Annotated in this window: 12 protein-coding genes and 1 pseudogene; all 13 read left to right on the forward strand. The window is 71.1% G+C overall.

Annotated elements, in window-relative coordinates; all coding sequences use genetic code 11:
- The first annotated feature begins 100 nt into the window (after window positions 1-100).
- Window positions 101-1,633 (forward strand): bifunctional folylpolyglutamate synthase/dihydrofolate synthase, encoded by a 1,533-nt coding sequence (locus tag ACGFYQ_RS01705; protein ID WP_393738813.1) that lies wholly within the window; start codon window positions 101-103, stop codon window positions 1,631-1,633.
- A gap of 2 nt (window positions 1,634-1,635) precedes the next feature.
- Window positions 1,636-2,004, forward strand: coding sequence for a DUF4233 domain-containing protein (locus ACGFYQ_RS01710; RefSeq protein WP_393738815.1), 369 nt, complete (start codon window positions 1,636-1,638; stop codon window positions 2,002-2,004).
- Window positions 2,005-2,068: 64 nt separating this feature from the next.
- A complete protein-coding gene (ndk, locus tag ACGFYQ_RS01715) occupies window positions 2,069-2,479 on the forward strand; it encodes a nucleoside-diphosphate kinase (RefSeq protein ID WP_393738817.1) in 411 nt (136 codons plus the stop codon).
- Window positions 2,480-2,797: 318 nt separating this feature from the next.
- Window positions 2,798-3,817 (forward strand): rod shape-determining protein, encoded by a 1,020-nt coding sequence (locus ACGFYQ_RS01720; protein ID WP_008738981.1) that lies wholly within the window; start codon window positions 2,798-2,800, stop codon window positions 3,815-3,817.
- A gap of 135 nt (window positions 3,818-3,952) precedes the next feature.
- Window positions 3,953-4,900, forward strand: a complete 948-nt coding sequence (gene mreC, locus ACGFYQ_RS01725; RefSeq protein WP_393738819.1) for a rod shape-determining protein MreC — start codon at window positions 3,953-3,955, stop codon at window positions 4,898-4,900.
- 13 nt (window positions 4,901-4,913) lie between these two features.
- The gene (gene mreD, locus ACGFYQ_RS01730) at window positions 4,914-5,621 is read left to right on the forward strand and encodes a rod shape-determining protein MreD (protein WP_393738821.1); all 708 of its coding nucleotides are present in this window, start codon (window positions 4,914-4,916) and stop codon (window positions 5,619-5,621) included.
- Window positions 5,622-5,634: 13 nt separating this feature from the next.
- On the forward strand, window positions 5,635-7,815 hold the full coding sequence (gene mrdA / locus ACGFYQ_RS01735; RefSeq protein WP_393738823.1) for a penicillin-binding protein 2: 2,181 nt from the start codon (window positions 5,635-5,637) through the stop codon (window positions 7,813-7,815).
- 232 nt (window positions 7,816-8,047) lie between these two features.
- On the forward strand, window positions 8,048-9,247 hold the full coding sequence (gene rodA / locus ACGFYQ_RS01740) for a rod shape-determining protein RodA (RefSeq protein WP_393738825.1): 1,200 nt from the start codon (window positions 8,048-8,050) through the stop codon (window positions 9,245-9,247).
- 49 nt (window positions 9,248-9,296) lie between these two features.
- Complete coding sequence (locus ACGFYQ_RS01745) at window positions 9,297-10,817, forward strand: CHAD domain-containing protein (RefSeq protein ID WP_393738827.1); 1,521 nt, start codon at window positions 9,297-9,299, stop codon at window positions 10,815-10,817.
- A 72-nt stretch (window positions 10,818-10,889) separates the two neighbouring features.
- A complete protein-coding gene (locus ACGFYQ_RS01750) occupies window positions 10,890-12,815 on the forward strand; it encodes a TIGR03960 family B12-binding radical SAM protein (protein ID WP_393738829.1) in 1,926 nt (641 codons plus the stop codon).
- A 119-nt stretch (window positions 12,816-12,934) separates the two neighbouring features.
- A complete protein-coding gene (locus ACGFYQ_RS01755) occupies window positions 12,935-14,086 on the forward strand; it encodes a hypothetical protein (RefSeq protein ID WP_393738831.1) in 1,152 nt (383 codons plus the stop codon).
- A 127-nt stretch (window positions 14,087-14,213) separates the two neighbouring features.
- Window positions 14,214-14,993 (forward strand): TIGR03936 family radical SAM-associated protein, encoded by a 780-nt coding sequence (locus ACGFYQ_RS01760; protein ID WP_393738833.1) that lies wholly within the window; start codon window positions 14,214-14,216, stop codon window positions 14,991-14,993.
- 234 nt (window positions 14,994-15,227) lie between these two features.
- Window positions 15,228-15,755 (forward strand): annotated as a pseudogene (locus ACGFYQ_RS01765) (ribonuclease E/G); the annotation flags it as partial.

The raw sequence follows: 15,755 nt of genomic DNA on the forward strand, positions 1-15,755 counted from the left end.
CCCGCAAGGCTTCCATAACGATCTGGTCGCCCCGCTCGCCGAAGGGCCCGAAACGCCCGGGCCGAAGGTCCCGCGGGTCCTCGTCCGTAGACTGGGCTCCGTGAGTGAGCAGCAGCCCGATAGCCCTGATAGCCACGACAGCCCCTTCGATGGATCTGACGAATTCGACCAGATCATCGCGGAAGAGTCCGACCGCGACCCCGACCTGGCGGTGATCGAGGCCGGCAGCCGCACCCTGCGCGCGCAGGCCGGTCCGCCCCAGGGCGACCCGGTGCCCGCCCCGCCCGTCGACCCGGAGGTCGCGAAGGCGCTGCAGGAGGTGGAGCAGGAGCTCGCCACCCGCTGGGGCGAGACCAAGCTGGAGCCGTCCGTGTCGCGGATCGCCGCGCTGATGGACGTCCTCGGCGAGCCGCAGCGCGCGTACCCCTCCATCCACGTCACCGGTACGAACGGCAAGACCAGCACGGCCCGCATGATCGAGGCCCTGCTGAACGCCTTCGAGCTGCGCACCGGCCGCTACACCAGCCCGCACGTGCAGTCGGTCACCGAGCGGATCAGCCTCGACGGGGCGCCGATCACCGCCGAGCGGTTCGTCGAGACGTACCAGGACGTCAAGCCGTACGTGGAGATGGTCGACGCCGCCCAGGAGTACCGGCTGTCGTTCTTCGAGGTGCTCACCGGAATGGCGTACGCGGCCTTCGCGGACGCTCCGGTGGACGCGGCCGTGATCGAGGTCGGCATGGGCGGCACCTGGGACGCGACCAACGTCATCGACGCCTCGGTCGCCGTGGTCACCCCGATCAGCCTGGACCACACCGACCGGCTCGGCTCCACGCCCGGCGAGATCGCCCTGGAGAAGGGCGGCGTCATCAAGCAGGGCGCCACCGTGATCCTGGCGCAGCAGCCGGTGGACGCGGCGCAGGCGCTGCTGAAGAAGGCCGTCGAGGTCGACGCGACCGTGGCCCGCGAGGGCATGGAGTTCGGCGTGGTCTCGCGCGAGGTCGCGGTCGGCGGGCAGCAGCTGACGCTGCGCGGTGTGGGCGGCGAGTACGACGGCATCTTCCTGCCGCTGTACGGCGCGCACATGGCGCGCAACGCGGCGGTGGCGCTGGCCGCGGTCGAGGCCTTCTTCGGGATCGGCCAGGAGCACGCGCGCGTGCTGGACCTGGACACCGTACGGAAGGCCTTCGCCTCGGTGACCTCGCCGGGCCGGATGGAGGTCGTGCGGCGCAGCCCGACGGTGGTCCTGGACGCGGCGCACAACCCGGCGGGCGCGGTGGTCACCGCGGAGGCGGTCACCGAGTCGTTCGGCTTCAGCCGGCTGATCGGGGTCGTGGCCGCGAGCGAGGGCAAGGACGTCCGCGGGGTGCTGGAGGCCTTCGAGCCGATCTTCGCCGAGGTGGTGGTGACGGAGAACTCCAGTCACCGCTCGATGGGCGCGGACGAGCTGGCGGCCGTCGCGGTCGAGGTCTTCGGCGTGGACCGGGTGCAGGTGGAGCCGCGGCTGGACGACGCCCTGGAGGCGGCGATCACCCTGGCGGAGGAAGAGGCCGAGTACGGAGGGGCCGGGGTCCTGGTGACCGGTTCCGTGATCACGGTGGGCGAGGCCCGCCTGCTGCTGAAGAGGGGCTGAGGATGCGCACGCTGTGTGCGAGCACGCTGATCGGCGAGTTCTTCGTGATCGGCTTCGCGGGCCTGGTGGCCATGAAGGACCCGGACCTGACCCAGGCGGCGGTCTGGACGGTGTGCGGGGTCAGCATGGTGCTGTCGGTGCTGCTGTGCGGGATGCTGTCGCGGCCCGGGGCGGTCCAGCTGGGCTGGGCCCTGCAGATCGGCCTGATCGCGAGCGGGTTCGTCGTCCCGACGATGTTCTTCCTCGGTGCGGTGTTCGCCGCCCTGTGGTGGTGCTCGGTGCACTACGGCCGCAAGATCGACACGATCAAGGCCCGCTGGGCGGCCGCGCAGGAGGCGCCGGCGGCCCCCGGGGCGCCTGACGCTGCGTGACGGGTCACCCTCACGGCCCTGTAGATTCGTCCTACCGCACCCGTATGCCGCAAGGAGCCGCAACATGACCCAGCGCACCCTCGTCCTGCTGAAGCCCGACGCCGTCCGTCGCGGTCTGGTGGGCGAGATCATCGGCCGTATCGAGCGGAAGGCCGGCTGGACCATCCCCGCGCTGGAGCTGCGCACGCTGGACCAGGACACGCTTGAGGCGCACTACGGCGAGCACAAGGGCAAGCCGTTCTACGAGCCCCTCATGGGCTTCATGGCCAGTGGTCCGGTCGTCGCCCTGGTGGTCGAAGGGGAACGCGTGATCGAGGGTGTCCGCCAGCTGGCCGGACCCACCGACCCGATCGCCGCGGCGCCGGGCTCCATTCGGGGTGACTTCGGGAGCATCGTCCGGGAGAACCTGATCCACGCCTCGGACTCCGAGGAGTCCGCAGAGCGCGAGCTGAAGCTGTTCTTCCCCGCTCTCTGACCATTCCGTGAATATTCCGTGAGCACTCTTTTCTGACGTGACATCAGCCAAACAGCGCTCATGACCTGGGGCGACCGAAGTAATTTCGGTCGCCCTGCGGTATTTCCGGGCGATACCGGGAACGCCTGGGCAGGACACGTCGTCACCAGTAAGGGGGCGGGTATCCATTCCGGCGGGATTGCCGGAGTCCCGTCGCGCGGTGTCCGTACTCCCGGCACTACGATGGGGCCTCCACCCACACACCCACCTCGCCGACCTGACAGCAGCCGCTATCAACTGGAAGGCCAGACGCTCCTCATGGGGAACAAGGGGAACAACATGTCGTTCATCGGCCGTGACATGGCGATCGACCTCGGGACCGCCAACACGCTGGTGTACGTGAGGGGCCGGGGGATCGTCCTGAACGAGCCGTCCGTGGTCGCCATCAACACGAACACCGGCGGCATTCTGGCGGTCGGCTCCGAGGCGAAGAAGATGATCGGGCGCACGCCCGGCAACATCGTCGCCGTACGGCCCCTCAAGGACGGCGTCATCGCCGACTTCGAGATCACGGAGCGTATGCTCCGGTACTTCATCCTCAAGATCCACAAACGCCGTTACCTGGCCCGCCCGCGCGTCGTGGTCTGCGTCCCCTCCGGCATCACCGGAGTGGAGCGCCGCGCCGTCATCGAGGCGTCCACGCAGGCCGGCGCCCGCCAGGTGCACATCATCGAGGAGCCCATGGCCGCCGCCATCGGCTCGGGCCTGCCCGTCCACGAGGCCACCGGAAACATGGTCGTGGACATCGGCGGCGGCACCACCGAGGTCGCCGTCATCTCCCTCGGCGGAATCGTCACGGCACAGTCCATCCGGGTGGCCGGCGACGAGCTGGACAACGCGATCATCCAGCACATCAAGAAGGAGTACTCGCTCCTCCTCGGCGAGCGCACCGCCGAGCAGATCAAGATCACCATCGGGTCGGCGTACGACCTCGACAAGGACGAGCACACCGAGATCCGCGGCCGCGACCTGGTCTCCGGGCTGCCCAAGACGGTCGTCATCTCGGCCGCCGAGGTCCGCAAGGCCATCGAGGAGCCCGTCAACGCCATCGTCGACGCCGTCAAGACCACCCTCGACAAGTGCCCGCCGGAGCTCTCCGGCGACATCATGGACCGCGGCATCGTCCTGACCGGTGGCGGCGCCCTGCTGCGCGGCCTCGACGAGCGGCTGCGCCGGGAGACGGGCATGCCCATCCACATCGCCGAGGACCCGCTCGACTCCGTCGCCCTCGGATCCGGCAAGTGCGTCGAGGAGTTCGAGGCGCTCCAGCAGGTCCTGGACGCCCAGCCCCGTCGCTGACACACGCCCCTCCGAGCCGGAGGGACCATGCGGAACACACAAGGATCCGCCGTACGGGCGCTACCGGGCCCGTGCGGCGGATCGTTGATATACAGGCAAAACAACATTCCGACGAGGAAGGCACGGCCGCCGCACGTGAGGGACACACGAGAAAGCCGGCTGCTCCTGGTGCTTCTGATCGCCATCGCGTTCGCATTGATCACGGTGGACATCAGGGCAGGCGAGGAGTCGCCGGTCGACGGTGCCCGGCAGGCCGCGGCAGCGGTCTTCGGCCCGGTCGAGAAGGGCGTGGCCACGGCCGTCGACCCGGTCGCCAACGCCATAGGGGCGGTACGGGACTCCGGCGAGCGCCACAACCGCATCGCCGTGCTGGAGAAGCAGAACGCGGCCCTGAAGGCCAAACTGGGCAGCGACGAGCAGACCCGCAGCCGCATCCACGAGCTCGACGAGATGCTCAAGCGGGCCGGCGCCGGACAGTACGGCATCAAGGGCGCCGAGGTCATCGCCATAGGAGCGGCCCAGGGCTTCTCCTGGACCGTCACCATCGACGCCGGCAGCAAGGACGGCATCGAGCGCGACATGACCGTCCTCAACGGCGACGGACTCGTCGGCCGGGTCAGCACCGTCGGCCCCGACACCGCCACCGTCGTCCTCGCCAACGACCCCGACTTCACCGTCGGCACCCGCCTGGAGAAGACCGGCGAACTCGGCTTCGCCACCGGCCAGGGCGACCGCGCGCTGTCCGTCCAGATGCTCAACGGCAAGGCCAAGGTCAGCCCCGGAGACCGCCTGGTCACCTTCGGCTCGCGCGGCAACAAGCCGTTCGTGCCCGGCGTGCCGATCGGCGAGGTCGTCAAGGTCGACCCCTCGCGCGGCGACCTGACCCGCACGGTCTGGGTGCGCCCGTTCGTCGGCTTCTCGCGCCTGGACATCGTCGGTGTCGTGGTGATGCCGCCGCGCGAGGACCCGCGCGACGCCGTCCTGCCGCCCAAGCCCGAGGCTCCCAAGCCCACCCCGACGGTCACCGTCACGGTCACCCCGTCCGGGTCCGCCAGTGTGCCCGGCAAGCCGGACGACGAGTAGGAGCAGACCGACCATGCGCTTCAACCGGATCCTGCTCTCGGCCACCCTCGTCGTGGTCGCGCTCGTCGTCCAGGTCACCGTCCTGGGCCGGCTCCAACTCCCCGGCGCCGTGCCCGACCTGGTGCTGCTCACCGTCGTCGCCCTCGCACTCGTGTACGGGCACGTCAGCGGCGCCCTCATCGGATTCTCCGCAGGCCTCCTCGCCGACCTGGCACCCCCCGCCGACCACGCCGCCGGACGGTACGCACTCGTCCTGTGCGTCATCGGCTACGTGGCCGGCCTGGTCCGCCCCGACAGCGGGCGGTTCCGCTCCGCCTGGGGCCCGATGCTCACCGTCGTCGCCGCCGCGATCGGCTCCACCCTGCTGTACGCGAGCGTGGGCGCCCTCGTCGGCGACACCGCCGCCCGCCACGTGGGGCTGACCGGGCTGCTGTTCACCGCCACCCTCTACGACCTGCTGCTCGCGCCGTTCACCGTGCCGTTCATCATGGCGCTGGCCCGGCGCGCCGAGAACGACCCGATGGCCGTCGAGGCCGGCGGCGGCCCCTCCAACAAGGCCGCCGACGTCTCCTCCGGCTGGCTGGCCGGCGGTACCGGCCTGCGCATCGGCAGCCAGCGCGGCGGCCTGCGGATGAAGACGGCGCGCGTCCGCGCCAACCGGGCCGGCCGGATAAAGGGCGTCAAGGCGGTCAAGGGTGTGAAGAGCATCAAGAAGCTGTGAGGGAGGAGCAGGCGTGACCAACGTTCCGGAGACCGGCCGCACCTCCCGGGTGCAGATCCGGCTCGTCATCATCCAGGTACTCGTCCTCTCGATGCTGGTCACCCTCGGCGGGCGCCTCTGGTACCTGCAGATCCGCAACGGCGCGGAGTACTACCACGAGGCGAAGAGCAACCACGTCCAGCGGGTGGTCCAGCCCGCCGTGCGCGGCTCGATCCTCGACGCCCGCGGGGTCCCGCTCGCCGACAACGAGACCCGCCTCGTCGTCTCGGCCAGCCGCACGGCGCTGATGAAGATGAAGGACAGGGGCAAGGGAGTCATGACCCGCCTCGCCGACGTCCTGGACATGACCCCCAAGGAGGTCATCGAAAAGGTCCGGCTCTGCGACTCCACGACCCCCAAGCCCTGCTGGAACGGCTCCCCGTACCAGCCGATTCCGATCACCCTCGAAGCCACCACGCAGCAGGCGCTGCAACTCCGCGAACGCCCCGAGGACTTCCCCGGGATCACCGCGGAGCCCACCGCCGTCCGCCGCTACCCGGCCCCCGGCGGGGGCCGCACCGCACAGGTGCTCGGCTACCTCTCGCCGGTCACCGACGAGGAGATCCAGAAGGCCAAGGACACGGACTCGCCGCATCTGCGCTCCGATCAGGTCGGCCGCTCCGGACTCGAACGCACCTTTGACAAGCAGTTGCGCGGCAAGGCGGAAGTCACCTCGTACGAGGTCGACAACCTCGGCCGGGTCATGCATCAGACCAAGTCCGACCCGGGCGTGCCCGGGTCCACCCTCGTCACCAGCATCGACGCCCGGGTCCAGGCCGTCGCCGAGTACGAGCTCCAGGAGGCGATGAAGACGGTCCGCCACGAGACCGACAACATCACCGGCCGCAAGTACGAGGCCGACTCGGGCGCCGTCGTCGTCATGGAGGCCAAGACCGGCCGCGTCGTCGCGATGGCCTCCCAGCCCGACTACGACCCCAACGCCTGGGTCGGCGGCATCTCCGGCAAGGACTACGCCAGGCTCACCAGCAAGGGCTCCAACTACCCGCTGCTCAACCGGGCCATCCAGGGCCAGGCCCCCGCGGGCTCCATCTTCAAGGTGGTGTCGGCGAGCGCGGCCGTGCGGGCCGGCTACGCCTTCGACGACAAGTACAACTGCAGCGCTTCCTACAACATGGGCGGCCGGAGCTTCGCGAACTTCGAGTCCAAGGGGCACGGCCCCATCACCCTCGCCGAGGCCCTCAAGTTCTCCTGCAACACCGTCTTCTACGCCCTCGGGCACAAGGAGTGGCAGCGTGACGGCGGCCTCAAGCCCAGGAAGGACGCCCACGACTGGTTCTACCGGACCGCCCGCGAGTTCGGCTTCGGCTCCGAGACCGGGATCGACCTGCCGAACGAGGTCACCGGCCGCATCCCCGACCGCCGGTGGAAGAAGAGCTTCTGGGCGGCCAACAAGGACTCCTGGTGCAAGCAGGGCAAGAAGGGCGGCACCTACGTCGAGCAGATCGCCTACGAGAGCTGCCTCGAAGGCAACCAGCTGAAGGCCTTCGACAGCATCAACTTCGCGATCGGCCAGGGCGACGTTCTCGTCACCCCCATCCAGATGGCCACCGCCTACTCGGCCATCAGCAACGGGGGCACCCTCTACGACCCCACGGTCGGCAAGGCCGTGGTCAGCCCCGACGGCAAGCGCATCGACATGATCAAGCCCAAGGCCCACGGCAGGCTGCCGATCGACGCCCAGACCATCGGCGACCTCGACAAGGGCCTGCGCATGGTCGTCGAGCCCGGCGGCACCGCCGCCTGGCGGTTCATCGGCTGGCCGCTGGACAAGATCCCGATGCGGGCCAAGACCGGCACCGCACAGGTCTACGGCAAGCAGACCACCTCGTGGCTGGCGACCTACACCGACGACTTCACGATCGTCATGACGATCTCCCAGGGCGGCACCGGCTCCGGGGCCTCCGGCCCCGCCGTCCGCAACATCTACAACGCCATCTACGGCCTCGACATGGAAGGCAAGCAGGACCTGAAGAAGGCCCTGCTGCTGAAGCCCGAGGCGAAACTGCCCAGGATCCGCCCCGACGGCTCCATCGACTCCCCCGAGATCCGGCCGTACGTGCCGCCGTCCCCGGAGGAGCTGGCGCCGCCCGTGCTCGCCGGGCCGCCCGCCCCGCCCCCCGTGCGGCAGGACTGAGGGGGTGTCTTGCCGATCAGGCCGGGCTCGCGTCGCCTGGCACGCACGCTCGCCGCGTTGTCGTCAGTCGCCGACGTCCCCCAGCTACCGCTGGGAGGTGCCCCCACCGCGTCGACTCTCCCCCAGACTCCGTCCGGGGGGACCCCCATCCTCGGCCTTGCGATCGCACGCACCAGACACCGCTCCCTGATCCGGCCTGATCGGCAAGACACCCCCTAGGACCGAAACCGACATGCAGACCGCCAACAAGTTCTCCGTCTCCCGGTACGCGCCCGAGCGCGGGGGGATGGCCAAGCTCACCGCCCGCGACTCGGTGGTGCGCCGGCTCGACTGGCCGATACTCCTCTCCGCGCTCGCCCTGTCCTTCATCGGCGCCCTGCTGGTGTGGTCGGCGACCCGCAACCGGACCTCCCTGAACCAGGGGGACCCGTACTACTTCCTCCTCCGGCACGCGCTGAACACCGGCATCGGCCTCGTGCTGATGATCGGCACCGTCTGGCTCGGCCACCGCACCCTGCGCGGCGCGGTGCCGGTCCTCTACGGGCTCTCGCTCGTGCTGATCCTCGCCGTGCTCACCCCGCTCGGCGCCACCATCAACGGCGCCCACGCCTGGATCGTGATCGGCGGCGGATTCTCCCTCCAGCCCTCCGAGTTCGTGAAGATCACGATCATCCTGGTCATGGCGGTGCTGCTGGCCACGCGGGTGGACGCGGGCGACCTCACCCACCCGGACCACCGCACGGTCGTCAAGGCGCTCTGCCTGGCGGCCGCCCCGATGGGCATCGTCATGCTGATGCCCGACCTCGGGTCCGTCATGGTCATGGTCGTCATCGTGCTCGGCGTGCTGCTGGGCTCGGGCGCCTCCAACCGCTGGGTGCTGGGCCTGATCGGCTCGGGCGTGGGCGGGGCCGTCCTGATATGGCAGCTGGGCGTCCTGGACGAGTACCAGATCAACCGCTTCGCGGCCTTCGCCAACCCCGAGCTCGACCCCGCGGGTGTCGGCTACAACACCAACCAGGCGCGCATCGCGATCGGCTCCGGCGGGCTGACCGGATCCGGACTGTTCAAGGGCTCGCAGACCACCGGCCAGTTCGTGCCGGAGCAGCAGACCGACTTCGTCTTCACGGTGGCGGGGGAGGAGCTGGGCTTCGTCGGGGCCGGGCTGATCCTGCTGCTGCTCGGCGTCATCCTGTGGCGGGCCTGCATGATCGCCCGGGAGACCACCGAGCTCTACGGGACGATCGTGTGCGCCGGGATCATCGCCTGGTTCGCCTTCCAGTCCTTCGAGAACATCGGGATGAACCTCGGGATCATGCCGGTGGCCGGGCTCCCGCTGCCCTTCGTCTCGTACGGAGGTTCGTCGATGTTCGCGGTGTGGGTGGCCGTCGGGCTGTTGCAGTCGATCAAGGTGCAACGGCCATTGTCGGCCTGATGCTCCGTTCACCCTGCCGCCGTGATCCGTTCAGGACTAAGTTCGGTCTATGGCGGACACGAAGCGCGAGATCGAGCGGAAATTCGAGTTCTCTCAGGCGAAGTCGGCCCGGCGGGGAGTGCCGGACCTGACGGGTACGGCCGCGATCGCGGCCGTCTCCGACCAGGGCACCGTCGACCTCGACGCCGTCTACTACGACACCCCCGACCAGCGGCTCGCGGCCGACGGTCTCACCCTGCGGCGCAGAACGGGCGGCGCCGACGCCGGCTGGCACCTCAAACTGCCCGTCTCCCCGGGCGTGCGCGACGAGATCGGGGCCGCGCTCAGCGACACGGTCCCACGCCCGCTGGCCGCCCTGCTCCGCTCCCGGGTGCGGACCGCCGGACTGGAGCCGCAGGTCAGGCTCCTCTCCTCGCGCCGGGTCAGCCACCTCCTGGACGCCGGCGGAGCCCTGCTCGCGGAACTGAGCACCGACACGGTCCGGGCCGAGCGGGGCGAGGCGACCGCCGCCTGGACCGAGGTCGAGGTGGAACTCGCCGACGGGGTCGATCCCGGGCTGCTCGACGCGGTCGAGAAGACCTTCCGCAAGGCCGGGCTCAAGGTCTCCGACGCCCCCTCGAAGCTCGGCCGGGCGCTGGCCGAGACCGGCTCGGCGCCGCCGGCCCGGCCCGGGCAGCACGGCTCCGACGGCACGGCGGGCGCGTACGTGCTGGCGTACCTGCGCGAACAGCGCGACGCCCTGATCGCCCAGGACCCGGCCGTGCGGCGCAACCTCCCGGACTCCGTCCACCAGATGCGGGTCGCCACCCGGCGCCTGCGCAGCGCCTTCAAGACGTACCGCAAGGTGCTGGACCGGACGGTCACCGACCCGCTCGGCGAGGAACTGCGCTGGCTCGCCGCCGAACTGGGCGTCGACCGCGACCAGGAGGTCCTGCTGGAGCGGATCCAGACCCGCCTCGACGAGCTGCCGCGCACCCTCCTGCTCGGCCCGGTCCGCGGTCGGCTGCGCACGTGGAACGCCACCCGCCGCTCCGGATCGCGCCGCCGGGCCCTGGCCGCGCTCGACAGCGCGCGCTACATCACCCTGCTCGACTCCCTCGACGCCGTGCTGGACGAGCCCCCGCTGCGCAAGGCCGCCCACGGGCGGGCGGAGCGCGTCCTGCCCAAGGCCGTCCTGCGCGACTACGAGCGCCTCGCCGACCGGGTCGGCACGGCGCTCGCCCTCGCCGAGGGCCACGAGCGCGACCTGGCCCTGCACGAGGCCCGCAAGGCGGCCAAACGCGCCCGGTACGCGGCGGAGGCGGCCACGCCCGCGCTCGGCAAACCGGCGAAACGCCTGGCCAAGGCCATGAAGGCGGTCCAGTCCCTGCTCGGTGACCACCAGGACAGCGTGGTCGCCCGCGACGCCCTGCAGGGCCTCGCCGTCCAGGCGACGGGCGCGGGGGAGTCGGCGTTCACCTGGGGCGTGCTCTACGCCCACGAGGAGTCCCTGGCCGCGCGGCGCGAACGGGAGCTTCCGGACATCTGGGCGAAGGCCTCCGAGCCGGGGCTCAGGGCGGCGCTGGGATGATCATGTGGGTGGGGGCGGCTGAGCCTCGGGGTACGCTTGAGAGCTGCCCCCTGCCCGCTTCACGAAAGTCGCGTGATGACCGAGTCGGTCTTCCCTCAGCTTGAGGCCCTGCTTCCGCACGTGCAGAAGCCCATCCAGTACGTCGGCGGTGAACTCAACTCCACGGTGAAGCCGTGGGAGAGCTGCGACGTCCGCTGGGCGCTGATGTACCCGGACGCGTACGAAGTCGGGCTGCCCAACCAGGGCGTCATGATCCTCTACGAGGTGCTCAACGAGCGCGAGGGCGTGCTCGCCGAGCGCACCTACAGCGTGTGGCCCGACCTCGAAGAACTGATGCGCGAGCACAAGGTGCCGCAGTTCACCGTGGACAGCCACCGCCCGGTCTCGGCCTTCGACGTGTTCGGCCTGTCCTTCTCCACGGAGCTGGGCTACACGAACATGCTCACCGCGCTGGACCTCGCGGGCATCCCGCTGGAGGCCAGGAACCGCACGGTCGACCACCCGATCGTCCTCGCGGGCGGCCACGCGGCCTTCAACCCCGAGCCGATCGCGGAGTTCATCGACTGCGCGGTCATCGGCGACGGCGAGCAGGCCGTCCTCGACATGACCGAGATCATCCGCACGTGGAAGGCCGAGGGGCGGCCGGGCGGGCGCGAGGAGGTCCTCTTCCGGCTGGCCAGGACCGGCCAGGTCTACGTGCCCGGCTTCTACGACGTCGACTACCTGCCGGACGGCCGCATCGCCCGCGTCGCGCCCAACAGGTCGGGTGTCCCGTACCGGGTGTCCAAGCACACCGTCATGGACCTCGACGAGTGGCCCTACCCCAAGCAGCCGCTGGTCCCGCTCGCCGAGACCGTCCACGAGCGGATGTCGGTGGAGATCTTCCGCGGCTGCACCCGCGGCTGCCGTTTCTGCCAGGCCGGCATGATCACGCGCCCCGTGCGGGAGCGAAGCATCACCGGCATCGGCGAGATGGTGGAGCGCGGCCTGAAGGCCACCGGCTTCGAGGAGGTCGGCCTCCTGTCGCTGTCCTCCGCGGACCACACCGAGATCGCCGACATCGCCAAGGGCCTCGCGGACCGCTACACGGACGACAAGGTGGGCCTGTCCCTGCCGTCGACCCGTGTGGACGCGTTCAACGTGGACCTGGCCAACGAGCTGACCCGCAACGGCCGCCGCTCCGGTCTGACCTTCGCCCCCGAGGGCGGTTCCGAGCGCATGCGCAAGGTCATCAACAAGATGGTCTCGGAAGAGGACCTGATCCGGACCGTCTCCACCGCCTACGGCAACGGCTGGCGTCAGGTGAAGCTGTACTTCATGTGCGGCCTGCCGACCGAGACCGACGAGGACGTGCTCCAGATCGGCGACATGGCGGTCAATGTCATCGCCAAGGGCCGCGAGGTCTCCGGCCAGAACGACATCCGCTGCACGGTGTCCATCGGCGGTTTCGTGCCGAAGCCGCACACCCCGTTCCAGTGGGCGCCGCAGCTGTCGGCCGAAGAGACGGACGCCCGTCTGGGCAAGCTCCGCGACAAGATCCGCGGCGACAAGAAGTACGGCCGCTCCATCGGCTTCCGCTACCACGACGGCAAGCCGGGCATCGTCGAGGGCCTCCTCTCGCGCGGTGACCGCCGCATCGGCGACGTCATCCGCGCCGTGTACGAGTCGGGCGGCCGCTTCGACGGCTGGCGCGAGCACTTCTCGTACGACCGCTGGATGGAGGCGGCGGAGAAGACGCTGCCCGCGTACGGCGTGGACGTCGCCTGGTACACGACGCGTGAGCGCACGTACGAGGAGGTCCTGCCCTGGGACCACCTGGACTCCGGTCTCGACAAGGACTGGCTCTGGGAGGACTGGCAGGACGCCCTCGACGAGACCGAGGTCGACGACTGCCGCTGGACCCCGTGCTTCGACTGCGGCGTGTGTCCTCAGATGCAGACCGAGATCCAGATCGGCCCGACCGGCAAGAAACTGCTGCCGCTGTCGGTCGTGAAGTGACCTCGGGCTGACTGCGCCCGCGAGATGCCCCTCACCGGGAACGGTGGGGGGCATCTTCATTCGGCTGATCGCGGGGTCCCGCGTGCAACGGCACGGGCCCCTCGTGCGTCGTCACGTGCATGGACCTGGAAAAACACGGCCGGCACGAACCCGAACCCGACGGCCGAGGGTGCGTCTTCGCGGTGGTCCGGATCCCGGTGCGGATCCTGGCCGTCGTGATCGTGCTGCCGCTGCGGATGGCCTGGGACCTGCTGGTCCTCGGGGCTCGCGGCGTGCACCGCCGCGCCCTGCGCCCGGCCGGCGACGCGGTGGCCTGGCTGTTCGCCCGGCTCTACCGGTACGTCCTGACCCCGCTCGGACACGGACTGGCCTGGCTGGCCCGGGGCACGGGACTGGTCCTGAAATGGCTCGCCCTCGCCGTCTTCTACTGGCCGTGGGCCGCGCTGGGGCGGTACGTACTCGTGCCCGTCGGCGCCGCCCTGTGGCGCCGGGTCCTCGTCCCCCTCGGGCTGGCGCTCGGCTGGCTGGCGAAGGCCCTGTTCGTGTGGCCGTGGGTGGCGTTGTGGCGGTACGTGCTCGTTCCCGGCGCCGCCGCGCTGTACCGGTACCTGCTGCGGCCGGTCGGCGGCGCGGTCGCCTGGACGCTCACCGCCGCGTACCGGTACCTGCTGGTGCCGCCGGCCCTGGGCGTCGCCTGGCTGGCGCGCGGGCTGTACCGGTACGTCCTCACCCCGGCCGGCCACGCCCTGGCCTGGCTGGCCCGGAGCGCCGGGGTCGCGTCCGGCTGGCTGGCGAAGGCCGTGTTCGTGTGGCCGTGGGTCGCGCTGTGGCGGTACGTCGCCGTCCCGGCCGCGGTCGGGACGTACCGCTATCTGCTGACCCCCCTCGGACACGGCCTGGCCTGGGTGGCGCGGGGCCTGTACCGGTACGTGCTCACGCCCCTCGGGCACTTCGTCGCCGCCGCCTGGCACCTCGCCGGCCGCGTCAGCCGCGCCATCGGCCGCGGACTCCTCCGGCTGTGGCGCGGCCTCGTCGCCCGCCCCGCCGCCTGGGTCCACCGGCACGTACTGACTCCCGCCGGACACCTCGTCCGCGAGGTGTGGCGCAGCTCGCGCCTCGCGGTGCGGGAGGCGCGAGCCTCCGTACGGCAGGCCCTCTTCGGTCCTCCTCCCCGGGAACCGGCGAGGTCACGGGCGCGTACTCTGGGTAGGACGACAGCCGCAGGCAACACGCCCGCTCCCGAGATCTCCCTCCACGAACGGCAGGGGTGAGCCGGAGGCCGGGCGTGGCCGGCAGGTCCCACAGACGCTCAGGGCGACGCGCGAGCCGCGGAGCCCCGCACAAGGAGAAGAACCACTGGGCAAGCGACAGCCCGAAGGCCCGCCTCCCGCACCGGTGGTGCAGCGCATCCGACTGCGCTACACCAAGCGCGGCCGCCTCCGGTTCACCAGCCACCGCGACTTCCAGCGCGCCTTCGAGCGGGCCCTGCGTCGCGCCGAGGTGCCGATGGCGTACTCGGCCGGCTTCACCCCGCACCCCCGCGTCTCGTACGCGAACGCCGCCCCGACCGGGACCGGCAGCGAGGCCGAGTACCTGGAGATCGCCCTCGCCGAGTCCCGCGACCCCGAGAAGCTCCGCGAGCTGCTCGACGAGTCGATGCCGACCGGGCTCGACATCATCGACGCCGTGGAGGCCCGCACCTCGGGCCTCGCGGACCGGCTCACCGCCTCCGTGTGGGAGCTGCGCCTGGACGGCGTGGAGCCCGCCGAGGCTGAGCGGGCCGTGGCGGCCTTCCTCGCCGCCGAGACCGTGGAGGTGCAGCGCCGCACCAAGAACGGCATGAGGACCTTCGACACGCGCGGCGCCGTCGTCACCCTGGAGGCCCTTCCCGCCCCGGCTGATAGGCCCCTGGACAATGCCTGTGCGATACTGCGCCTGGTTGTTCGGCATCTGACACCTGCCGTGCGACCCGACGACGTCCTGTCCGGTCTCCGAGCTGTGGCCGACCTGGCGCCGCCGGTCCCCTCAGCGGTGACCAGGCTGGCGCAGGGGCTCTTCGACGAGGAGTCCGGCACGGTGACCGACCCGCTCGCGCCCGACCGCGAGGCTGATACGGCCGCTCCACCCACGGCCGCCGTAGCCGCCGACGCGAAGGCGCCGGAAGGTCCCGCCGCGTAAGGAACGTCGTCGTCGCGCAGCCCTGGCACTCGGGAGCCACCTGGGTCGGGCCGCGCACTGACCTGAAGACTTCCGCCAGGCCGTACGGACAACACGTACGGAACCGGCGGCCATGAACTGAGCTCCCGTGTGGCGAACGCGCCCCGGAGGCCGGTTCCGCGCTCATTACGCGGAGCCGTGCCGGACCGGAAGTCAGCCGCGGCGCCCGGGAGCGTGACGGGAGAACCGCCCGCAATGCTCAACAACGAAAACGACACCACCGCCGGCAACGCCGACAACAGCAGCCCGAGTGACAACCTGCCTCCGCGCAGGCGTCGCCGCGCCGCTTCCCGGCCCGCCGGGCCGCCCGGCGCCACCGCCGCAGAGGCGACCCCGGTGACGGAGGCCGCCCAGGCCGCCCCCGTGGAGGAGGCCGCTCCGGCCGCCGCCCCCGCTCGTACCCGCCGCCGCGCGACCCGCGCCGTGGCCGCTCCCGAGACCCCCGCCGCCGAGGCCGCCGCCCCGGCCGCGCCCGTCGAGGCCCCGGCCGCCGTCGCCGAGGAGCCCGCCGCTCCCGCTCCGCGTGCCCGTCGCCGTGCGACCCGTGCGGTCGCCGCTCCCGAGGCTCCGGTCGCCGAGGCCGCGCCCGTGGTCGAGGAGGCGGAGGAGGCTCCGGCCGCTCCGGCTCCGCGTGCCCGTCGCCGTGCGACCCGTGCGGTCGCCGCTCCCGAGGCTCCGGTCGCCGAGGCCGCGCCCGTGGTCGAGGAGGCGGAGGAGGCTCCG

Origin of the sequence: Streptomyces sp. NPDC048258 (assembly GCF_043201995.1) — a bacterium.
Classification (GTDB): Bacteria; Actinomycetota; Actinomycetes; order Streptomycetales; family Streptomycetaceae; genus Streptomyces.

Bases quoted from the DNA above. Each gene is read 5' to 3' on its own strand.
- ACGFYQ_RS01755 (WP_393738831.1), top strand. From the start codon at position 12,935: ATGGACCTGGAAAAACACGGCCGGCACGAACCCGAACCCGACGGCCGA.
- mreD (WP_393738821.1), top strand. From the start codon at position 4,914: ATGCGCTTCAACCGGATCCTGCTCTCGGCCACCCTCGTCGTGGTCGCG.
- ACGFYQ_RS01720 (WP_008738981.1), top strand. From the start codon at position 2,798: ATGTCGTTCATCGGCCGTGACATGGCGATCGACCTCGGGACCGCCAAC.
- ndk (WP_393738817.1), top strand. From the start codon at position 2,069: ATGACCCAGCGCACCCTCGTCCTGCTGAAGCCCGACGCCGTCCGTCGC.
- rodA (WP_393738825.1), top strand. From the start codon at position 8,048: ATGCAGACCGCCAACAAGTTCTCCGTCTCCCGGTACGCGCCCGAGCGC.
- ACGFYQ_RS01710 (WP_393738815.1), top strand. From the start codon at position 1,636: ATGCGCACGCTGTGTGCGAGCACGCTGATCGGCGAGTTCTTCGTGATC.
- ACGFYQ_RS01745 (WP_393738827.1), top strand. From the start codon at position 9,297: ATGGCGGACACGAAGCGCGAGATCGAGCGGAAATTCGAGTTCTCTCAG.